At 29.6% G+C, this 23,325-nt stretch carries 20 protein-coding genes and 2 pseudogenes; 18 read left to right on the forward strand and 4 right to left on the reverse strand.

The window, feature by feature from the left end; all coding sequences use genetic code 11:
- Positions 1-405 precede the first annotated feature (405 nt).
- The 6 genes and pseudogenes from CLPUN_RS17950 to CLPUN_RS29680 all read left to right on the forward strand — a co-directional run.
- A complete protein-coding gene (locus tag CLPUN_RS17950) occupies positions 406-990 on the forward strand; it encodes an MptD family putative ECF transporter S component (protein ID WP_077848614.1) in 585 nt (194 codons plus the stop codon).
- Complete coding sequence (locus tag CLPUN_RS17955; RefSeq protein WP_077848615.1) at positions 991-1,716, forward strand: energy-coupling factor transporter transmembrane component T; 726 nt, start codon at positions 991-993, stop codon at positions 1,714-1,716.
- A 24-nt stretch (positions 1,717-1,740) separates the two neighbouring features.
- Complete coding sequence (locus CLPUN_RS17960) at positions 1,741-3,207, forward strand: ABC transporter ATP-binding protein (RefSeq protein ID WP_077848616.1); 1,467 nt, start codon at positions 1,741-1,743, stop codon at positions 3,205-3,207.
- Entirely contained in the window at positions 3,204-4,949 is a 1,746-nt protein-coding gene (locus tag CLPUN_RS17965; protein WP_077848617.1) for an ABC transporter ATP-binding protein, read from the forward strand. Before CLPUN_RS17960 ends, CLPUN_RS17965 begins: the two co-directional genes overlap by 4 nt.
- An 11-nt stretch (positions 4,950-4,960) precedes the next feature.
- On the forward strand, positions 4,961-6,709 hold the full coding sequence (locus CLPUN_RS17970) for an ABC transporter ATP-binding protein (RefSeq protein ID WP_077848618.1): 1,749 nt from the start codon (positions 4,961-4,963) through the stop codon (positions 6,707-6,709).
- Between the two features lie 188 nt (positions 6,710-6,897).
- Positions 6,898-7,047: pseudogene (locus CLPUN_RS29680) on the forward strand (DUF6718 family protein); the annotation flags it as partial.
- A gap of 199 nt (positions 7,048-7,246) precedes the next feature.
- Here the strand turns inward: CLPUN_RS29680 and CLPUN_RS17975 are convergent.
- Positions 7,247-8,041 (reverse strand): nitroreductase family protein, encoded by a 795-nt coding sequence (locus tag CLPUN_RS17975; protein ID WP_077848619.1) that lies wholly within the window; start codon positions 8,039-8,041, stop codon positions 7,247-7,249.
- Positions 8,042-8,319: 278 nt separating this feature from the next.
- A complete protein-coding gene (locus CLPUN_RS17980; protein ID WP_077848620.1) occupies positions 8,320-9,561 on the reverse strand; it encodes an MFS transporter in 1,242 nt (413 codons plus the stop codon).
- 183 nt (positions 9,562-9,744) lie between these two features.
- On the opposite strand from CLPUN_RS17980, the gene CLPUN_RS17985 reads away from it, so the two are divergent.
- The 12 genes from CLPUN_RS17985 to CLPUN_RS18035 all read left to right on the forward strand — a co-directional run bounded on the left by CLPUN_RS17985 (position 9,745) and on the right by CLPUN_RS18035 (position 21,510).
- Positions 9,745-10,563, forward strand: coding sequence for a helix-turn-helix domain-containing protein (locus CLPUN_RS17985; RefSeq protein WP_077848621.1), 819 nt, complete (start codon positions 9,745-9,747; stop codon positions 10,561-10,563).
- Between the two features lie 65 nt (positions 10,564-10,628).
- Positions 10,629-10,724, forward strand: coding sequence for a Fic family protein (locus tag CLPUN_RS29685; RefSeq protein WP_143329082.1), 96 nt, complete (start codon positions 10,629-10,631; stop codon positions 10,722-10,724).
- A 446-nt stretch (positions 10,725-11,170) separates the two neighbouring features.
- Positions 11,171-12,541 (forward strand): glycoside hydrolase family 1 protein, encoded by a 1,371-nt coding sequence (locus CLPUN_RS17990; RefSeq protein ID WP_077848622.1) that lies wholly within the window; start codon positions 11,171-11,173, stop codon positions 12,539-12,541.
- Positions 12,542-12,887: 346 nt separating this feature from the next.
- A complete protein-coding gene (locus tag CLPUN_RS17995) occupies positions 12,888-13,607 on the forward strand; it encodes a GntR family transcriptional regulator (RefSeq protein WP_158078797.1) in 720 nt (239 codons plus the stop codon).
- A 39-nt stretch (positions 13,608-13,646) separates the two neighbouring features.
- Positions 13,647-13,853 carry a PTS lactose/cellobiose transporter subunit IIA gene (locus CLPUN_RS18000; RefSeq protein WP_077848624.1) on the forward strand — a complete coding sequence of 69 codons (207 nt, stop codon included), beginning with the start codon at positions 13,647-13,649 and terminating at the stop codon, positions 13,851-13,853.
- A 273-nt stretch (positions 13,854-14,126) separates the two neighbouring features.
- On the forward strand, positions 14,127-14,447 hold the full coding sequence (locus tag CLPUN_RS18005; RefSeq protein WP_077848625.1) for a PTS lactose/cellobiose transporter subunit IIA: 321 nt from the start codon (positions 14,127-14,129) through the stop codon (positions 14,445-14,447).
- An 80-nt stretch (positions 14,448-14,527) separates the two neighbouring features.
- Positions 14,528-14,836 (forward strand): PTS sugar transporter subunit IIB, encoded by a 309-nt coding sequence (locus CLPUN_RS18010; RefSeq protein WP_077848626.1) that lies wholly within the window; start codon positions 14,528-14,530, stop codon positions 14,834-14,836.
- 191 nt (positions 14,837-15,027) lie between these two features.
- On the forward strand, positions 15,028-16,359 hold the full coding sequence (locus CLPUN_RS18015; RefSeq protein ID WP_077848627.1) for a PTS sugar transporter subunit IIC: 1,332 nt from the start codon (positions 15,028-15,030) through the stop codon (positions 16,357-16,359).
- A 263-nt stretch (positions 16,360-16,622) separates the two neighbouring features.
- The gene (locus CLPUN_RS18020) at positions 16,623-17,990 is read left to right on the forward strand and encodes a glycoside hydrolase family 1 protein (protein ID WP_077848628.1); all 1,368 of its coding nucleotides are present in this window, start codon (positions 16,623-16,625) and stop codon (positions 17,988-17,990) included.
- A 690-nt stretch (positions 17,991-18,680) separates the two neighbouring features.
- Positions 18,681-19,475: a YdcF family protein gene (locus CLPUN_RS18025; protein ID WP_077848629.1), complete on the forward strand. Its 795-nt coding sequence runs from the start codon at positions 18,681-18,683 to the stop codon at positions 19,473-19,475.
- Between the two features lie 500 nt (positions 19,476-19,975).
- Positions 19,976-20,713, forward strand: a complete 738-nt coding sequence (locus tag CLPUN_RS18030; RefSeq protein ID WP_077848630.1) for a hypothetical protein — start codon at positions 19,976-19,978, stop codon at positions 20,711-20,713.
- Positions 20,714-20,763: 50 nt separating this feature from the next.
- Positions 20,764-21,510: a hypothetical protein gene (locus CLPUN_RS18035; protein ID WP_077848631.1), complete on the forward strand. Its 747-nt coding sequence runs from the start codon at positions 20,764-20,766 to the stop codon at positions 21,508-21,510.
- A gap of 84 nt (positions 21,511-21,594) precedes the next feature.
- Here the strand turns inward: CLPUN_RS18035 and CLPUN_RS18040 are convergent, their stop codons facing one another.
- Positions 21,595-22,248 carry a TetR/AcrR family transcriptional regulator gene (locus CLPUN_RS18040; protein ID WP_158078799.1) on the reverse strand — a complete coding sequence of 218 codons (654 nt, stop codon included), beginning with the start codon at positions 22,246-22,248 and terminating at the stop codon, positions 21,595-21,597.
- A 176-nt stretch (positions 22,249-22,424) separates the two neighbouring features.
- Positions 22,425-23,312: pseudogene (locus tag CLPUN_RS29690) on the reverse strand (YeiH family protein).
- Between the last annotated feature and the right edge of the window lie 13 nt (positions 23,313-23,325).

Genomic DNA, 23,325 nt, shown 5'->3' on the forward strand with positions numbered 1-23,325 from the left:
AAAGTGAAGGCAAGCATTATTATATTGCTATGAGCCATGTAGCCAAAAAACTAATACGTGTTATTTTTTATCTTTTAAAAACCAATACCTCATTTGTTCCACAAATGTAATTCCTTAAATTTCCAAGAAACATAGTTGCTTTATTTGTCATGCACTTTTTTATTGACTAAAAAATATGATTTTTTTATTAACTTATATTGACTTCATATAGTTAGTCTCCTGATTTATGAAAATTATTATCAGTTGATTTTATTATAATTATCACTTCAGCCGCAGTCAATAAAAATACCTGATGCTATTTGGAGCTAAAAAGATGATTGATTATAGAATATATATCCATAATGTGATATATTTAGTGATAGTAAAGATCAATTGATTTTAATTATCAAACATGGAGGTATTTATATGGAAAATAAATTACAAGCAAAAGATTTAATCAATATTGGTTTATTTACAGCTCTTTATTTTATAATCGGCTGTGCTATAGCTATTCCAATAGGTTTTGTACCAATCTTATTGCCTATTCTTGGTGCACTTTGGGCACTTATTACAGGAATACCATTTATGATATTCTCAACTAAAGTTAAAAAATTCGGAATGGTTACAATGATGGGAATTTTAAGCGGATCACTTATGGGGCTTACAGGAATGGGGTTTTGGGGAGTGCCTATGGGTATTGTTTTTGGTATTATAGGTGATGTGATTATGAAGTCAGGAAATTATAGAAGTGCTAAGAAAAATATTTTAGGATATTCAGTTTTTAGTTTATGGATGATTGGAACATATATTCCAATGTATTTTATGGTTGATGCAGCATATGCTGATTTTGCCAGCAGCTTTGGTGAAGAATATGCAATACGTGTAATGCAGGTTATGCCAATGTGGAGTATTGCTTTAGTTACACTAGGATGTTTCATATGTGCAGTACTTGGAGGATCGATCGGAAAGAGAATTCTTAGAAAGCACTTCGAAAAAGCAGGTATTATATAAATGGAATCTTCAGTTTATAGCACAGAAAGAATAAAATCAGGAATAATACTTGATCCTAGAACTAAGCTGTTAATTATGATAACAATAACTACTTTATTACTTAGCACTGGTAATAAAGGAGTTATGAATATAATAAAACCTGTTTTAAGTGCGATACCATTTTTACTTCTACTTACTGAAAAGCAATTTAAAACAGCAGGTAAATATCTTATCTTATATGGAGTGTGTTTTATGGTTGAACGTATAGCACTTTCTTCAATAGGAGGAATTATCTCTTTTATATTACTTGCTGTATGTTCTATAATGACAAGATTTGCACCAGGTATTATGATGGGTGCATTTTTATTAAAATCAACATCAGTAAGTGAATTCATTGCATCTATGGAGAAAATTCATATACCAAAGGAAATTGTTATTCCGTTATCAGTTATATTTCGATTTTTTCCTACTATAAAACAGGAATATCAGGCTATTAATGATGCAATGAGGATGAGAGGAATACGATTTGGAGGTAAAAATCCATTATTAATTATAGAGTATAGGTTAATTCCACTTATATTTTCAGTGATTAAGATAGGCGATGAATTATCATCAGCTGCAATAACCAGGGGCTTGGGAGCTCCAGTAAAAAGAACTAATGTATGTAAAATAGGATTTCATATACAGGACATTGTTATGATGACAATTTGTATAAGCTGTTTTTTTATATTTTTTATGCAGAATTAGATAAATTCTTAGGAGGTAATAGGTTTGATAAATTTAGAAGATGTTTCTTTTACGTATGCAGGAGAAAATAGATGTGGAGTTAATAACATCAGCCTTAATATTCCAAAGGGAGAATTTATTGTTTTATGTGGCGAAAGTGGATGTGGCAAAACTACAATTACAAGACTTATAAATGGACTTATTCCACATTTTTACGAAGGAAAAATTAGCGGTAAAGTATCTATTAACGGACAGTCAATTGCGCAGCAGCCTTTATATGACACAGCAAAACTGGTTGGAAGCGTGTTTCAAAATCCCAGATCACAGTTTTTTAATGTAGATACGACAAGTGAAATTGCATTTGGATGTGAAAATTTTGCTATGCCAAAACAGGAAATCGAAAGACGAATTGAAAGAACAGTGAATAATTTTAATATGAAAAAATTATTAGATAGGAATATTTTTCAGCTTTCAGGTGGAGAAAAGCAGAAGATAGCATGTGCATCTGTATATGCTATGGAACCAGAAATCTTTGTTATGGATGAGCCATCATCTAATTTAGATCTGTCATCAATTATGGAATTGCGTAAGATTCTTTCTTTGTGGAAGAAACAGGGAAAAACAATCGTTATATCAGAACATAGATTATTTTATCTAAGAGGTCTGGCAGATCGTTTTATATATGTACGTGATGGAAGAATTGAACATGAATATAGCAACAAAGATTTTGAAAATTTACAAAGAGAAGAACGAATGGCTATGGGATTAAGAATTTATTCTTTGGATGAAATTAAGCTTGAAAGAAAAATATCTCCACCAACAAAGATGTTGCAATTAAGAGATTTCTGCTTTTCTCATAAAAATCAGCCAGAAACATTACACATTAAAGAATGTGATATACCGGCTGAAAGAGTTACAGCCATTATTGGCAATAACGGAGCAGGTAAATCTACCTTTGCAAGATGCTTTTGCGGTCTGGAAAAAAATTGTGGAAAGATTATATATAATGGACAATTGATGAAAACTAAAGATAGGCTAAATACATGTTATATGGTTATGCAGGAAGTAAATCATCAATTATTTACTGAAAGCATTTCAGATGAGATAAAGATAAGCATGGAGCATGAGGATAAAAATTTAGAAAAAGAGATTTTAGAACAACTAGATCTTATTTTATATAGAGATAGGCATCCTATGTCGCTTTCAGGAGGACAAAAACAAAGAGTTGCGATTGCGTCTGCAGCAGCATCTAAGAGACCAATTTTAGTTTTCGATGAACCTACTAGTGGATTGGATTTTAGACATATGAAAGAAGTAGCTTCTATATTAAAAGAACTTCAAGAAAAAGGTGAAACAGTATATGTAATTACACATGATTTAGAATTAATTGCAGATTGTTGTACAGATGTTATACATTTGGAAAATGGAAGGATTGTTGAACAATATCCGATCGATAAAGCTGGATTATTAAAAATTAAAAAATATTTTATAAAGGGGGAATCTTTAATATGAATGAGCAGAAGAAAGATTCGGCAATAAAAATTTTATGGGGATGGGCAAAGCCTTATCATGGGAAATTTATTGCTAGTATTATTTTAGCGATTCTAGGAGTTATATGTCATATGATTCCTTATTTTTGCGCTGTTAATATTGCTACTAAAATAATAAATAAGGAAAAAAGACTATATTCTTATTTGATAGTCTGTGTAGTGGTGTTTTTGGGTTATGTAGGAAAGGTTGCTTTTGATAATATTTCAACAGCTATTTCTCATACTGCAACATATTATACATTAAGAGATTTAAGAGAAAATAGTATACGAAAATTAGCAAAGGTTCCTATGGGAACAATTATAAATACTCCATCAGGACAATATAAAAACACAATTGTAGATAGGGTAGAAGGAATGGAACCAACATTTGCCCATCTGATTCCACAGATGACAGCTAATATACTAGTACCTATATCCATTATTGTATATCTGTTTATATTAGACTGGCGTATGGCACTTTTATCTATTGTTACGCTTATAATTGGACTTGTAGTAATGTCATTAGGTATGAGGAGTTATCAAGTAAAATGGGGAGGAGCTGTACAGGCTGGTAAGAATATGACTGATGCTGTAGTTGAATACATCGGAGGAATAGAAGTAGTTAAAGCCTTCAGTCAATCAGCTGGATCATATAAAAAATATTCTAATGCAGTAAAGTATAATGGTAACTATTATGTGGATTGGATGCGTGATAATCAAAAGACTATGAGTGCATACAACGGAATTTTACCATCTGTTCTTATATGTATTTTACCTTTTGGATTTTCATTTTGGATGTCTGGAAGTTTAGAAATGACTACATTTATTGCAATTATAATTTTCTCATTAGGTTTAATAAGCCCTATTATGTCAGCTTTTACTTTCACAGATGATCTTGCAATATTACAAACTAATGTTGAAGAAATAAATAATCTTTTAAATTCAAAAGAATTAAATCATAAAAAAGAATATGTGAAATTTAAGAATGACTATATTAAGTTACAGGATGTTTCATTTTCATATGAAGAAGATAAAGAAATTCTTCATGAAATTAATCTTGAGATTAAACCAGGAACTATGACTGCTTTTGTAGGTCCATCTGGTTCAGGCAAATCAACCATTGCAAAATTAATTGCTGGGTACTGGGATGTTACTTCAGGAAATATAAGCTTAGGTGGACATAAACTAAAAGATATTCCACTTTCTCAGTTATCAGATAAGATTTCGTATGTTTCACAAGATAACTATTTATTTAATAGAAGTATTCGTGAAAATATAAAAATGGGAAATCCAGCAGCAACTGATGCAGAAGTAGAAAAGGTTGCTAAAAATAGTGGCTGCGATTCATTTATAAGAAATTTGGATAATGGATATGATACAGTTGTTGGAAGTGGTGGTTCTCATTTATCAGGTGGTGAGCGTCAAAGAATTGCAATAGCTCGTGCAATGTTAAAAAATGCACCTATTGTTATTTTGGATGAAGCAACTGCTTATATTGATGCAGAAAATGAAGTGTTAGTTCAAAAAGCAATTTCAGCTCTTACGGCAGGTAAAACATTAATAGTAATAGCTCATCGTCTTTCTACTATTACAGGCGCAGATAAGATTGTTGTTATAAATCAAGGAACTATTGAAGCAGAAGGAACACATAAAGAACTTCTTGCTAACTGCAAGCTTTATAAGAATATGTGGGAAAAACATATTGGCGTAAAAGATCAAGAATAGGGGGAATAGATATGTACGGAACATTAAAGAAAATATTTCAATTTGCAGGTGAAAAGAAAAGACTTCTAAAAAAATCATTGTTCTTTTCCTTTTTATGTGGAATATTTGCATCATTACAGTTTGCAGCATTATATTTAGTTTTTGATGCACTTTTAGAAGATAATAAAGATAGCAGAATAATATGGATGTCATTTGCAATAATGCTGGTATCTGTAATTGGAAGAATAGTTACAACTTACTTTTCTACAATGGATCAGACTGAGACTGGATATTGTATGGTGGCAGATAAGCGTATTCATATTGGCGATAGATTACGTTATATTCCAATGGGATACTTCAATAGAAACAGTATAGGAAACATTACTGCTATTGTTACAACAACTTTAGGAGATGTTGAAAATACAGCAGCTAGAGTTCTGGTATCAGTAGTGGGAGGATTTTTAAGTTCTATAGCATTAACATTAGCAATTTTCTATTTTAATTTTAACATTGGTATTCTTGCTATTATAGGTATCTTATGTTATTTGTTAGTTACTGAGCTTTCACAAAACAAATCATCAAAGTTAAGTGCTAAACGTCAAAATGGTCAGGAAGAGCTGGTAGAATCAGTATTAGAATATATACAAGGTATGAATGTTGTTAAAGCATTTGGCATGGAGAAGGAAAGTTCACAGTCAATACTTAGTGTGATTAAGAAGAGCTGCAGCAATAACATTAAGTTAACATATTCAAGTGTACCATATGATGCACTCAAAGAATTTGTACTTCGTATATTCAGCACTGCGCTATTAGTATATTCTATTTATCTTTATGTAAATGGAACTCTTTCTCTGGGATATAGTTTAATCTTTATAATTGCCTCTTTTATGATATTCAGCGATTTAGAGAATGCAGGTAATATGGCATCTTTACTGCAGATGCTTGGCGCATCAATGGATACATCTAATACTATTGATGATACTCCTGTTATGGACACTGATGGAAAAGATATTAAGATAGAATCTGCTGATATTGTATTTGATAATGTAGATTTTTCTTATGCAGATCGTAAGATATTAGATAAAGTAAATATTTCAATTCCAGCAAAGACTACCACTGCTATAATAGGACCATCTGGAAGTGGAAAAAGTACAATGTGTAATCTGCTTGCTAGATTCTGGGATATTCAAGGCGGAAAGATTACTGTGGGAGGACATGATATACGCGATTTTAAACTGGATAGTTTAATGAAAAATATAAGTATAGTATTCCAAAATGTTTATTTATTTGCGGATTCTATTGAAAATAATATTAAGTTTGGAAAACCAGATGCTACTCATGAAGAGGTGATTGAAGCTGCTAAAAAGGCATGCAGCCATAATTTCATTATGAAACTTCCTAATGGATATAATACTGTTATAGGTGAAGGCGGAGGAACTTTATCTGGTGGCGAAAAACAGAGAATTTCTATTGCACGTGCTATACTAAAAGATGCTCCTGTTATAATTCTTGATGAGGCTACATCGAGTGTTGATCCAGAAAATGAAGAAGAATTACAAAATGCAATCGAAGCACTTACTTATAATAAGACTATTATTATGATTGCGCATCGTCTAAAGACTGTACGTAATGCTGATCAGATACTTGTATTAAAGAATAGCCATATTATACAAAGAGGAACACATGATGAACTTATTAATCAGAAAGGGTTATATGCAGACTTTATCAGTGCAAGACAAGAAGCAGTTGGATGGCAGCTTTCAAGAACTGAAGCTGTTTAATTTTCGGATTATAAGAAATTATAAAAACTAAATGAAAAGAGAGATTAGTTTTAAGAACCTTTAGAGAATATAAATAAATATCAGAGAAATAGTATGTATTTTAATAAACCCAAAAGGGCTTTTGAACCAATTAAGAAATCAACGCCATTAAATATTATCTATTAGAAGCTGGATAAGGACAAAGATTAGCATCATTATCTAAGTATTTAACATTAACAATATTAGAACGTGGTATCCCAATAGTAACATTAAATGACTTAGAAAGTTATAAAGAATATTCCCCATATACATTGATAAATAATGAGGTTGATTTTATAGGTAAAGTTGTTAATATGTAATATATTGCGGGCTAAAATGAGATGAAATTTATTGGTGGATTTCGAAGGTCGTGCTTTGCCTCCGCCATGAAACCCACGACCATTTTTATGTGGCTTGAATAGCTGCTTACAGGTGATCGTGGTTTTTTTATTGCTACGGGTAGCTCCACCAATAATAAATTTTATTAGAATATTTGTTTTAATTTTTATAGAGTGGATATTACTGAGTTATAAAAGTAAACTCTAATGGATTTCTGTCAACTAACCTTGAATAAGTATATTTAGGATATCCCACCATAACAGCACCAGTGATTTTCTTATTGTTAGTGATATTAAATAATTTAATTAGTGGGGAATTATCCTTCATAGCAATTCTTTCAAACATTCCAGCCCAACATGAGCCTAATCCTAGTGTTGGTGCATACAACTCCAAATATGCTAATGAAAAAATAGAATTTTCTCTTCCTCGTGGAAAGTTCAAATCAGCAGTTGCTAGTATAAGGGTGGATGCTCCTCGCAAAATTGTATCAATTCCTTTTTCACGATATGGCTTTGTAAAGTTACTTGATACATTATCCTTTTCAAATTCTTCAATAACAAGTTTAACAGCTTTATCAAGAATTTCCCTATCATCTATGATAACATACGATACACCTTGCAGATTATGTCCACTAGGAGCAAAATGCGAAATATTCACAAGGTCTATTATTTTTTCTCTTGGGACAGGAGTTTCTTTATATGATCGAATGGAACGCCTTGAACGCAGAAAGTTTTCTGCCTCCTCAGGACTTAGTTTTGAAAATTTCTTTGAGCTGATTTGATTGGATAATGGTGTTTTTATATTATCAATTGCTGCTCTTGGACAGATAGCTACACAATGGCCGCAGGAAATACACTCTTCACCGCAAATTTCTTTAGGCCCATTTTCACTAAGTTCTAATACACGTTCTGGGCACTCATTTACGCATAAACCACATTTAATACATTTCTCTTGATTTACAGTTATCAAATTCATTTTTATCTTCTCCTTTACTTTAAACATATTCCAACAAATAATAATGTCTATTTATAGTTATATACAGTTATGAAAGACTTATGATTTATATTATAAGCCTAATAATATACTTTTAATGAAAGTAAATTCCTTTTAAATTAGTATACAATTAAAGAATTTTTAAAAATAGATGTTAAATTATCATAGGATAATTAATCATATCTTCATTACCATTAAATAATTCTTTTAGGTAGATGGGTTTGTTATTTTTTTGATTATGTCTTAGATCATTTCACAAATTATTGATGTGTTGGTTGATTTTTAGAGGTAAATACACTTGAAGATTTAGTACGGGTTATTCGGTTTAAAAGATTATTAGTAATTAAATAATAAATATACGCTAGTAAAAGTACAGTGCAGCTTGCAATTGTAATTCCAATAACACCAAATGAATGATATACAGAGGTACTTATCCATGAACCAAGAGATCCACCTAAGTAATATCCAACCATGTAAAGAGAATTTAATCTACTATGATTTTGGAGACTAAGCTTATAAATCCTTCCTTGATTTAGGGACATATTCATTCTCGAACCAACATCTAAAGTAAAGGTTATAAAAATTATAACTATAAGTTTAGACCAGCCTATACCTAAGATCAAAAACGAGACAAACATTATAGCTAAAGCAAAAAGGTTCCATAAGCTTACACTTTTGCTGTTTGTAAGTTTTCCTGAAAATCCAGCTGCCAATGCGCCTGCTATACCTAAGAAACCAAAGAGTCCGACTATGGCACTTCCATAATTATAAGGAGAACCTTCTAAAATAAAGGACAATGAAACCCAAAAAATATTGAATGCACAAAATGCAGCAGCACCAAAAACTATTGTTTCTCTTAATACCTTCTCTCTTTTTAATAATGGAGGTAAGGATAATATGATATTTTTATATGAACTTTCTTTTTTTACATTATCATTAGGAAGAGAATAATATAAGTATACTGCAAAAATTAATAAAACTATTGCTGCAAATTCATGAACTCCTCTCCATCCAAGTAATTGACCAACAACGCCGCCTAATACTCTGCCTAATAAAACTCCAAGAAATACTCCGGTTAATAAGTGACTAACTATTACACCTCGCTTTTCTGATGAGATATTTGACGAAACAAATGGAATTATAAGCTGTGCCGAAACACTGGAAAGTCCCATAAAAAATCCTACAATTACTATTAAATTAAAGGTAGAGACTAAAGTCATTAAATATAATAATACAGCTGAACCAATAATACTTAAAATGATTAACAGTTTTCTACTATACCTATCTCCGAGTGGAACAATAAACAATAATCCCATTGTATAGCCTATCTGTATAGCTGTTACAAGCTTACCAGATGATGAAGCAGATACAAAAAAATCATTGGAAATACTGGTTAATAAAACTTGGTCGTAGTACAAATTAGCTACTATAATTGCACAAATAATGGATAAGATTAATAATAATTTGTTTGAAAAATTTTTGTTTTCTAAATGTCTATTCATTTTCACATCTTCCTCTCTATATGTTATGAAAATAGTGTATAATGAAAGTATTATTTTAAATAGAAGCTAAGTTATCATATGATTAATAATACTATATTTAGTAGATGTGAAGTGATTCATAAAAGGACTTTGTAAATTACATGTATTATCATTAATAATTAAATATAAATAGGAGAGATGGTAATGATATCTAAAAATAAGGAACTTGGGTTATTTTTAAAAAAGAAAAGGTCCACATTAAGGCCAGAACAATTTGGACTCAAATTTGATAAAAAAAGAAGAGTGAAAGGGCTAAAGAGAGAAGAAGTTGCTGATTTAGCAGGAGTAAGTATTGACTGGTATGTGCGCATTGAACAAGGACAAAATGTTAATCCATCAATAGATGTGTTACTCTCTTTGAGTAGAGTCCTACAATTAAATAATGAAGAAAAACGATATTTATTTAATTTGTCAGATAAAAAATTACCTATGGAAGACGTTACTACTGCTAATATTTCGAATACATTACAAAAATTCTTAGATAATCAAAATCCTAGTATAGCTTATGTTACTGATAGCAAATTAACAATAATTGGATGGAATGAAATAGCTCTAAAAGTTTATGGTAATTATGAAGAAATGAATGAAAAAGAAAGAAATTCTGTTTGGAGAGCTTTTAATGATAATTATCTAAAGGAACTATTAGATAATTGGGAGGGACATTCTAAATTGCGTGTTGAACAATTGAGAGCAAATTACAGCTATTATGAGACTGATAATACAATAAATGAGATTATAAATGAATTGAATGAAAAAAATTCTCTATTTAACAAATGGTGGAGTAATCAAGGTATTATGGGAACACCAGAGGGGCAAAAACTTTTACATCATCCTTTAGTAGGAGACTTATACTTAAGCTATATTTCATTTAAGTCTACAGAAATAGAGGGGGCAAATATAACCATTCAAATGCCCATAGATGATTATACAAAAAATAAATTAGAGCAACTTACGTTAGCATAAATTAATACTGTTTGAAGCTGTATATAAGGCGAAGAATTATATACATCAATACAGTCTAAAGGCCAATGTTAGGGGTTAGCATTATTAATAACCATCCTTTCTTAGATGAAAACAAGAGAATAGAAATTTTAGCAATGATGGTGTTTCTAGATATAAACTGAATTGAACTAGTCTGTAGGGAGGAAGATATTATATATCTTGGATTAGTAGTTGCATCAGGAGAATATGATACTTAATATGTGAAAAGATGGATTATTACTTTTAGTAATAAATAGAGATGAATTTTATTAGTGGATTTCGAAGGTTCTGCTTCGCCTCCACCATGAAACCCTCGACGGTAATGTCGAGGGTCTTTCTATTCACTATAAGTTTAGAATAATTCTAATCGTCAAATAATTGACGATTACAAAAGACCGCTCTATTAGAATTGGATTAATATGAAAAATTCCACCATGTCTATGATGATTATCAGTCTTTCATATTAAAACTCAAAATCTATTTCGAAGAAATATAATTAATAATGTTTAGAAAAAAGAAAATAAAAAACCGGTTTACTTTTAAATAAAACCGTGTTATTATAATAAAAAAGGAAAGGAGTAAATTATTTATGGAAAAAGATTTTTTATGGGGCAATTCTGTTTCCAGCATGCAAACAGAAGGTGCATGGAATGAGGGCGGTAAAGGCTTATCAGTTTATGATGTTATAGAAGAAACAACTACTACTTCAGATTGGAAACAAGGTATTGATTCTTATCATAGATATAAAGAAGATTTTGATTTAATGGCAGAACAAGGCATGAATTGTTATCGCTTTCAAATATCTTGGAGTAGAGTTAATCCATTAGGTGATGGAGACTTTAATGAAGAAGGAATCAAATTTTATCATGAATTTATTGATGAACTATTAAAAAGGGATATAAAACCAATGATATGTTTATATCATTTTGACATGCCACTTAATTTATCAAAAAAATATAATGGTTTTTTAAGTAAAGAAGTTGTTAAAGCTTTTTATAATTTTTCAAAGAGAATGATAGATGAATACGCAGATAACGTTAATTTATGGATAACCTTTAACGAACAAAATTTCTCATTTATGGATGATGAACATTCTTTTGGGATGGCAGGATGCTTAGATAAAAATTATGATATAAATAAAATTTATCAAATAGGACACAATATGATAATTGCACATGCACTGGTAGCAAATTATATTCATGAAAATACTAAATGTAAAATAGGAGGAATGATTGCATACCAAAAAGTATATCCAGCAACATCTCATCCAAAAGATATCTTATTAGCAGAGCAAATTGATAATTTCTATAATCAAAATATAGTGAATTTATTGGTAAATGGGAAATATTTACCAATAGTAAAACAATATATGAAAAATTTAAAAGTAAACATAGATGATTTTGATGAAGAACAGAAAATTATTTCTAAAGTTAAAAGCGATTTTATAGCTTTTAGTTATTATCAATCTATGACTGTATCACATGAGAAAATAACAAAAAATATGTGGATAAATGATTACTTGAAATATGCACATGTGAAAAATCCATATTTAAAATCTACTGAGTGGGAATGGGAAATAGATTCATTAGCATTTAGAGGAGTAATTACTGAATTATATAATAGATATAGAATTCCTATATTTCCAATAGAAAACGGAATAGGAGTTAGAGAAGATATAAGTGATGATAACGAATTTATTGAAGACGATTATAGAATTGAATATCATAAAGATCATATTAAGGCTTTAAAAGATGCTATTGAAATTGATGGTTCTGATGTACTTGGATATTTAGGATGGGGATTAATAGATATTCCTAGTTCAAGCGGAGATGTTGAAAAAAGATATGGAACTGTGTTTGTTAACAGATCAAATCATGATTTAAAGGACTTACGTAGAATCCCTAAAAAGAGCTTTTATTGGTTGAAAGATGTTATAAAAAGTAATGGAGAAAATATATAGGAAGAGAAATAAAATATATTGTAACTACAGGGGAGTCTTTTAGTTAGTAATATTTTTTAAAGTTCCAGCATAAGTTTTCCAGAACAAATTACTGATAATATTACTAATGCCTGCACTTATAGACTATACATAATTGCAGAATTATTAATTTTCATTTCATTGATGTGTCTATTTATTATATTTGGTATTGATAAACCATTTATTGTAAATTACAGATGAACAAGCGTATTATTTAGAGAATTATTGATAAATTCTTAAGGAAAGCCTAAAATAATAATTGAATTATGGCTTGATAGTAATTTGCTATTTTTTAATTATTATTATTATGGATGTGAGGTTTGATATTATGACTGCAAAATACGAAATTATTGCTGATAAGATTAGAAAGAGAATTATTGATGAAACATATAAATCAGATGAGTATCTTCCTAATCAAGAAACATTAATGAATGAATTTAAGGTATCACGAACTACTTTAAATAAGGCTATTACAGTTTTAAATATGGAAGGCTTGGTTTATTCGAAACGTGGTGCAGGAACTAAAATTATGAATAGAAATTTCTGGTTTACCAATGAAAACACAAACAAGCACTACAAGGGACTTGCAGCTCAGATGAAAAAAGCTAATAGGAATTTAGTAAATGAAATTATTGAATTTAATGTGGAATTGTCGGATGCAATTATTCAAGATAAACTCAAATTAAAGGATAAATCACCCGTTTATAAAATAGTGAGGCTGAGAGTATTAGATTCAGAACCATACATACTAGAGCATACATATATTCCAGTTCATCTTGTTCCTGGACTAACTGAAGAACAATGCAAAAAATCTATTTTTGAATATATGAGAAATGTATTAAACATCCAGGTTTCTGGTTCATTTAAGTATTTTCGTGCAGATATTCCTGATAACTACGATATTAAATATTTAAACTGTTCTAAAAATCATCCTATTTTTGAATTAGAAGAAACGAATTTTACTTTGGATGGAGAACCTATTGAATATACAAGATCAAGGAATAGATATGATACTAGAGGATATTCACTACGAGAAGTTAAGTTTTAAAGAAGAATTAAGTACTATTTGCTATCATAAAAAATAGGCATGATTTTCAAGAAAAATAGAGGACTAAATATTAATAGTGAACAAATTGTAATGAATATAATAATTCAATCTTGTAGAGAAAGGAGGGATGAACATGAAGATTTAAGTAAGGCTAATGGAAGTGATTTTACTAGTGATCATGAACTTCTACAAAAATCAAGCTCAGCGATTGGGAAAAAACATGGAGTTCAAGTATCACTTATTTAGAAGGAGGTTTTAGGAGAAAAACAGAAATTTATGCATTATTTGTACAAGCATAAGACCATTTTATGACAGCTATTACTAAAAAATAATAGTAAAAATCATTAAAGCATCTTAGTAAACGTTATCTCTAATGAACTTAGGATTAATTTAAATATTATATATGTGTTTTAAGATGACGTTTAATAAAAAAATAGAAGAGTATTTCGAATGGGAGGGGCTTTATAAAATGGTATAAAGAAAAAATACCTTGAAAGACATGAAATGGAGGCAATCAAAATGGAAGAATTAGAAATGGCAATAATGAATATAATAATTAACGCTGGAGACTGTAAAAATCACGTTTATACGGCTCTTAACAATGCAAATGAAGGGAATTATGAAGAAGCTGATAAAGAAATGCAGATAGCAAATGATGCATTGGCAAAAGCTCATGATGGACAAACAATATTTCTTCATAAAGAAGCGAATGGTGAAAAAATTGATATGTCAGTTTTATTTGTACATGCACAGGATCATTTAATGACAGCCATATCAGAAAAGAATTTAATTGAACAAATAATTGAATTAAGAAAAGTTGTGAACACTTTAGTTAAATAATAAGGAAAAATATAAAAATTTAAAAATTAACAATATATTAAAAGTTTTTTATAGAATAAATATTTAAGGAGGAATAAATTATGATAACAATTAGATTATTTTGTGCAGCAGGAATGTCGACAAGCCTTTTGGTTAGTAAAATGAGGGAAGTAGCTAAAGAAAAAGGAATCGAAGCAGATATTGAAGCATTTCCAGAAGGACAAATGGATAAACATCTAGATAATGTAGATGTTGCATTGCTTGGACCACAAGTTGGATATACCTTAGCTAAATCAAAGAAAATATGTGATCCCAAAGGAATTCCAGTTGATGTAATCCCAATGGTTGATTATGGATTAATGAATGGAAAAAAAGTATTAGATTTTGCGTTAAAGTTATCTGGAAAGTAAAAGGTCAATTTAATGTTTACTATAAAAAACAAATTCCTAAAAGGTTATAATCCGCTTTCAAAAAATTAAAACCAAGTAGGAATCGTTATAATTTAATAATGATAAAATAACAAATATGTTTATTTATTATTTCCATAATTTATTATACCATAAAATATCTATAAATTAATTATGTTTAAGGAGGAATTATTATGGCAGCATTAGGAAATTATTTAAATGAGAAATTAATACCAGCAGTTATGAAATTTGTTACACTAAAAGGTGTAATTGCATTAAAAGACGGTCTGATGTTTACGTTACCATTAACTTTAATAGGATCAATATTTTTATTACTTTCTTCATTACCAATACCAGCTTTAAATAAATGGCTTGCCAGTTCATTTGGAGAAGGCTGGGCAGAACCATTATTGCAAGTTTTTGGATCTACTTTTGGAATTCTTGCTTTGATGGCAACCGTTGGAATAGCGTACACTTATGCAAAGAATGAAGAACATGAACCTTTATCAGCAGGAGTAATATCATTCGTTGTATTTCTAATAACCACAAATGGTTATGTTATAACTCCAGGAGGAGAAAAAGTAGGAGATGTTATTTCTAAAGCTTGGACTGGTGGAAAAGGTATGATCACGGCTATTATAATTGGATTGGTAGTAGGTGCAGTTTATTCATGGTTTTTAGAAAAAAATATTAAAATTAAAATGCCGGCTGGTGTGCCAGAAGGTGTTGCTAACTCTTTTGCAGCTTTAATACCAGGAGCTGTTATTATAACAGGTGCAACCGTAGTTTATATAATATTTAGATACGGATTTAATACAACTCTTATTGAGTGGATATATAAAATAATTCAAATACCTTTACAAGGTTTAACTGATTCATTTGGAGGAGTTATTGTTATCACGTTTGTAATGCCTTTTTTATGGTGGTTTGGAGTACATGGAGCTATGATTACCGGTGGAATAGTTGGACCGGTATTATTGTCAAATACAATGGATAATCAAGCTATAATAGATAGTGGAAGAGCTCTTACAATCCAAAACGGAGCACATATAGTAACACAACAATTTCTAGATAATTTTGCAAATATGACAGGAACAGGAATTACTATGGGATTTGTAATGTGTATGCTATTTTTAGCAAAATCAGCACAATTTAAGGAACTTGGAAAATTATCTATAATTCCAGGAGTGTTTAATATAAATGAACCCGTTGCTTTTGGTGTACCTGTTGTAATGAATCCATTTATGGCAATACCATATATATTTACACCAGTTATAACAGGAATTCTTACTTATTTTTCAATTGCAACAGGATTAGTACCACCGTTTGGTGGAGTGATGGTTCCTTGGACAACACCACCAATAATATCAGGCTTCTTAGTTGGAGGTGTGAGAACAGCAATTTTACAAGCAGTAATTATAGTGCTTTCATTCTTTATATATCTTCCATTCTTTAAAAAGCTAGATAGTATTAATTTTAAGAAAGAACTGGATGCACAAGCAGGGCAAGATGACAAAACTAATTAATTTTTAATATAATTTTAAATAGAAAAGTATATGATTAAAATATTTAAACATAAAGCTTTATTATTAAATATTAATAAAACAATGAATTAAAGATTTTAAGAGAAGACATAATATATATGCTGCAAAATGATTTTTGTATAGCATTTATAGCTTATATTTCAAATTGCAGCATATATAAGTTTATTCATAAAGTAGAAAAATAAATGCGGCTAAAATATAAAATTGATTGAAAAAATGATATTGTATAAAAAGGAGCAAAAATAATGAATAGTAAGGATAAAAATATAATTCCAGAAGGTTTTTTATGGGGAGGAGCTGTAACATCATTTCAAAGTGAGGGGGCATATAACGAGGAAGGAAAAGGCGTTTCTATAGTTGATAATAGATCTGTAAAAGAGAACTTTTCAGATTGGAAAGTAGCAGTTGATTTTTATCATAAATATAAAGAAGATATAGCTTTGTTTAAAGAGCTAGGATTTAATTCTTACCGAACAAGTATAGCGTGGACAAGAGTTTTCCCAAATGGAGAGGGAGAAGTTAATGAAGAAGGATTAAAGTTTTATGATGATTTATTTGATGAATTAATAAAAAATGGTATAGAACCAGTGATTACACTGTATCATTTTGATATGCCACTTGCTATAGCGGAGAAATATAACGGCTTTGCTTCAAGAAAAGTAGTTGATTTGTTTGAAAAATATTCAAAAGTTGTATTTGAACGTTATAAAGATAAAGTTAAATATTGGATAACATTTAATGAACAAAATTTAGTATTCCCAGAACCACGCTTATGGGGAGCAAAACTACTAGAAGGCGAAGACTTAGAAAAGTTTACGTATCAATTGTGCCATAATGTTTTTGTAGCACATGCTAAAGCTACAAAATTATTACATGAAATAATACCAGATGGGAAAATGGGGGGAATGTTAGCTCATACACCATCATATCCTTTAACTTGTGAGCCAGAAGATATATTAGCAAGTCAGAAAATAAAAGAAGTCTTTCTTGACTTTTATTATGATATTTTTACACAAGGTGAATATCCATCATATATTAAAAGTGTTCTAGATAAAAAAGGCATCATGCCAGTATTTGAAGCTGATGATGATGAATTATTAAAAGAAAATACTGTAGATTATTTAGCTTTCAGTTATTATCAAAGTAATACAGTAAGAGCCAGTGAAGAGGATAAGTCTCTACTTCCAGGAATTGTCCAAAATCCGAATTTAAAAGCAAATGAATGGGGGTGGGCTATTGATCCAATAGGTTTAAGAATAATTTTGAAAGATTTGTATGCACGTTATAAAATGCCTATTTTTGTAGTTGAAAATGGAATTGGTGTTAGAGAGGAATTAGATGAAAATAATACAGTAATTGATGAGTATAGAATTGACTATTTAAGGAAGCATATTGAACAAATGAAGTTAGCTATGGAAGAAGGAGTAGATGTTATTGGTTATTTGATGTGGGGATCTACTGATATTCTAAGTTCTCAAGGTGAAATGAAGAAAAGATATGGATTTATATTTGTAAATAGAGACGAAAAAGACTTAAGAGACTTAAAAAGGTATAAAAAAGCAAGTTTTCATTGGTTTAAGAAAGTAATTGCTTCAAATGGTGAAAATTTATAATTATCTAAAGTCCTCATAAATATAAAAATAGAACTTTGAGAAGAGTTTTATGGTATAGATGATTCTATATTAAAGACACTATTTTATATGTAAAAAATATTTTTTATATATAACTAGGTCGTTGAAAGATGAAAATCATTAATTTGGTGGATTTTAAAGGGCACGCATCACCTCCACCATGAAACCCACGAAAATCTAAAGTTTGGATTTTCGTGTTTTTTTATTTTATAATTATAAATAAAATATTAAAAGGTATATATGTTTAGGATATAATATATAAAATTGAGATATTTTATATTAAAACAATATGTAAATAGATGAATTAGTAAATGAAAATTATGATAAACTAACAGAAAATGATCATGAAATTTATTTTGCCTTCTCATATTATTCAAGTAGTGTTGCCAGTGTAGATCCTAAATTATTAAAAAATGAAATTGGAGGAAATGGATCAAAGACTGTAAAAGATCCTTATTTAAAGGCAAGCGAATAGGGAGGTATTGATTTAGTGAGTGCTGGTACTGGAGAAATGAAGAAGAGATATGGATTTATTTATGTAGATAAAGATAATGAGGGTAATGGAGCATTAGTTAGAAGCAGAAAGAAATCATTTTAGTGGTATAAAAAAGTAATAGAATCTAATAGAAATAACTTAGAGTAAATACAATATATTAGAAGGGTGAAAAATAAATGAATTTACAGGTTATAGCAGAAAAAATTAATTTATTAGCAGAATTTTGTGGAAAAAGGGATATGAAAGAATTATCAAAGGAAGAGTTGAGAAAAAATTATAATATATCAAATGTTGATGTCTTAATACTGTTTGGAGGAAGTATATTAGAAGGCTGTAATGTAGCTGGAAAGGCGATGTTAAATGGTGTAGCTAAAAAGCTTATGCTTGTTGGAGGAGAAGGACATACTACTGAGAGCTTAAGAAAAAGAATAAAAGAAAAATGTCCTAAAATTCAAACAAAAAATAAGATGGAAGCAGATATTATGAGAGAATATATAGAATTAAAATATAATATTAGAGATTATTATATAGAAAGAAATTCTACTAATTGTGGTAATAATGTTACATATGCACTTAATTTATTACAAGAAAATAATGTTAAAGCTGAAAATATCATTATTATTCAAGATGCAACTATGCAGTATAGAATGGAAGCAGGATTTAGAAAATATGATTCCAATATTAATATAATAAACTATGCATCATATAAGACTAAAGTTATAGTTCAAGAAGATAAGTTAACATTTGAGAAAAATAATATATTAGGATTGTGGGATATTGACAGATATATTTCACTACTTATGGGTGAAATACCACGATTATATGATAATGAAAGTGGATATGGGCCAAATGGAGCAGAATATATTGCTCACGTTGATGTTCCAGAGAAAGTATTAGATGCTTTTGAGTACTTAAAAGGTGAGTATGCTGGTATTGTTAGAGTTGCAAATCCACTATATTCATCAAAGTAGTGTAACAATATTATTTATGATTTTAAAATAAATATAATATTTAAGAGTTCATTTAAGAATAAGAAAATATAGATTGAATGTTATATTAAAATAAATATTACAAGTAAAAATACAAAGGTTGTGTGTTGCCAATGTGAACTGCCCCTGTCAAGTAGACAGAGGGCAGTTAATTTTTGCGGGTTTATTTTAGTTTGCATAGAGTTATAGAAAGATTTTATATCTATAATCTTATAAGATAATATAATTTTATAAGCAAATATTTTAAAGAATTTAGCATCTTTTATTTAATAGACTAACAAGCCTTAATTGTTTATATAATGATGATGAACGTTTGTTGTACTAAGAATATTGTGGTACTTACATAGTTATAATTGTAATTTTAGATGGTATTAACATTAAAGTAGATCTTTTTGAAAAAAATGTATTGATTTATTTTTCAAAGTAATATACTATACATGTATAGTGTATTATAGAATTCTATTTTAAGGAGTGCAAAAATAATGATCAATGAAATTATAAATTCATACACAAACAACACAAATCTAATAATCATATCAGCATTTACATTTTTTATTGGCTATGTGGAATATATTTATAGTTTTAGGTTAGTTATTAAAGAAAAGAGTGCACCTTATCCAGTTTGGATGCACACATTTTATCTAGCCCATGATTTCACAGCATCAATTGTATTCTTTATGTTAGCAAAGAATAATAATTGGTTTTGGTTCTTTATAACCGCATCTGTAGCTTTACTTATTTGGAATTGTTTTGAACTTTTTAATTTGTATATGGCTGTTAAAGTTGAAAGACAGGAAATATGGGGAAAGTTATATGATTCTCCAGTTACAGTAAGACAGGCTATATTAAGAATTATTGGTCAAGTGGCTTTAATGGCTGTAGTAGTGAATTTATTCAGAGTATTCATGAATGATGAAGTTATGTTTAAGTGGTTTGCATTTACAAATATTCTTATAGCAGTTGCACCAGGATATTTGTGGAATGAACGAAAAAGCCGTAAGGGAAGTTCTATTGGACTTGCAATTGTAATATTTATTGGTACAGTTAACACATTTTTGCCACCAGGCTATGGTATGTGGACTACAGCTGCAAAATACTTTGACCAGCCATGGTTCTATATTACAGGTGTGGTTGTATCTGCCTATGCACTTAGAAATGTGCTAATGCTTTTGAAATTTCCAGTAAAAGAGAAAGATAATGAAAAAAGAGTAATTTGGTAATTACCTTATATTAATTAAATATGATTGAATAATTAAATGGAGGGAATGTAATGTATACAATTGAACAAGTTATGAGTGTTGTAAATAAAGATCCTTGGGCGTTTGCAATTCTTGCATTTTTAGTTTACGGTTTCGGTTTTGCTCAATATTTCACTAGTATGGCTTTAGTAATTCGTGAAAAAAAAGCACCTTTTTATTTTTGGCAGCATGCGTGGTATTTTGGACATGATTTAACATTTGTTACACTGTTTGGAATGTGGTTCTATACAATAGACTTTTGGATTTTTAAAGTCTTATGGGCTGGATGCGTTGTATTTGTTTTTATTGAAATATTTAGTCTTTACATGGCAGTAAAATATGAGCGTAATGAAATTTGGGGCAAATATAATACTGATGGAAAAATCAGTGAAAAATCAGCTTGGATTAGAGGTATAATTGGGTACATCCTTGGTTTTGTACTATTTTACACAATTCGTCTTGCTATAGGCGATATTATGTGTCTTGGACTTATGATGTCAACTAATGTTACTGTAGCTTTAGCACCTCAATTCCTCACAGAAGAGCGTAAAAGCAGGGCAGGTGGATCAATTATCTTAGCGTTATTTATTATTGGCGGGACTATTTTTACTTTCTCACCTCCTGGTATAGGTATGTGGACTACTGTAGCTCCAGTGTTTAATCAACCATGGTATTACACATTGGGCATTGTCTCATTAATATGTTCTATTAGGTATTTGATAGTTTTATTAAAATTTCCGAAAAAACAACCTGTAGGAAGTAAAAGACCTATTTTATAAATAAACATTTATTTTAATTTAAAAATGCCACTTGAAAGAATTATCTTCCAAGTGGCAAATATTATATTAATTTAATTCCATGATTCATTTTAATAGTGCTGTCTTTAAATAAGAATTCGCTTCGCATAAAGTTTCTTCGCTTAATGCATAACTGGATAAAAGCTCGCCAGATACATTCTTTTCATAACCCATAGAAGTTAAAAAGCTAATCATGATTTTTTTTAGTAAATGAGGCACATTAAGTGACTGTCCTTTACTTATGTATCTGTATATAAGCTCATATGCACCTCCCATAATCATAACTATATCATCTGATAGTTCTTTATTAAGTTCAACGGACATATTAAAAAATGAAAATACCCAATTTTCATTAAAAAATACAATTTCTTTAGTGATTGCCCTGCTTGAAACTATATCAAGGGTAAGTGTCTTCATTTCATCATTCATAAGTAAAAAAGAAAAATGAATTTGGCCAATTATATATAAATTAACAAAATTATTATCACTTTTTAGAGATTTTTCTATGATATGTTGTTCAGAAAACGATAAAAGTTTATTAAGAAAGTCAACAATTAAAAGTTCTTTCTTAGGAAAGTAATATTGAATTAAAGTTCGCTCATTGGCGCTATTGTCAGCAATATCTTTATATGATGTTTTATTATATCCTTTATTTAAAAAGAGGTTAAATGCTGTTTTGGCTATTAAGTCTCTATTTTGTGTGTTTTTAGGTCTGCCCAAAGTAAAAACCTCCAAATCTTAATAAGTCTTTATGAATATTATAGCATATATTACAAATTTTTTGAGTTGTTTGATTTCTTAAAATTTACGTTAAAATCGTTACAGTGTAATATATCATTCGCTAAACTAACTTAAATCAGATTTCTTATTAATGCAAGAGAATTTGATTTTTCATGTTACCAGATATGTAAGATATGTTGTATAAGAAGACTTACTAATGTAATACTTGGCCAGCAGCAAAGTTCCATAATAATTGGCTTTCCACCAGTTTTAATAAGTTTAACAATATGAGTATTTAAACCAATTGCTCCCATGGCCATTGTAATAAAGAATTTACCTGCTTCAGTTAGAGGTTTGGTAACACTCGCATCTATGTTAAATACTGTGCTTATAACAGCAGCTAACAAAAAGAATAAAGTGAACCATGAAAATATTTTTGATAAGTTAAGTGTAGTTGATGAATGTTTTTTAGAACGATATAAAGCAAGTACCAATGTAATTGGAATTATAGCAAGAGTTCGTGTAAGCTTAACAATTGTAGTATAATTTAGTGCTACATCACTTCCGTGAGTACTAGCCTATGTTTGTCCAGCAGCAACTACTGAAGAGGTATCGTTTATAGCTGTTCCTGCCCACATTCCAAAGCCTATATCATTAAAGCCTAATAGATTACCCAAGATTGGAAATAAAAATGCAGCAATTACGTTAAATAAGAAAATAACAGAGATTGATTTTGCAATATCCTCATCATTAGCATCGATGACTGATGCAGTGGCAGCATCTGCTGATCCATCGCATATAGAAGATCCTATACCAACTAATATTGATACATTTGAAGGAATTTTCATTAATTTAATTAATAAATATGAAACGATTAGTGAAGTTGAAATTGTTGAAACTATAATTAATAATGATTCACTTCCTACTTTGAATATTTGGAAAAAGTTCATTTCAAAGCCAAGTAAAATGATTGCATACTCTAATATTTTTTTTGATGTAAATTTAATTCCAGCATCAAAAGAATTATTACGCGGAAAAAGTGTAATTACTAAATCTAATAAAATACCAAATACTGAC

This window comes from Clostridium puniceum, assembly GCF_002006345.1.
Lineage (GTDB): Bacteria > Bacillota > Clostridia > Clostridiales > Clostridiaceae > Clostridium > Clostridium puniceum.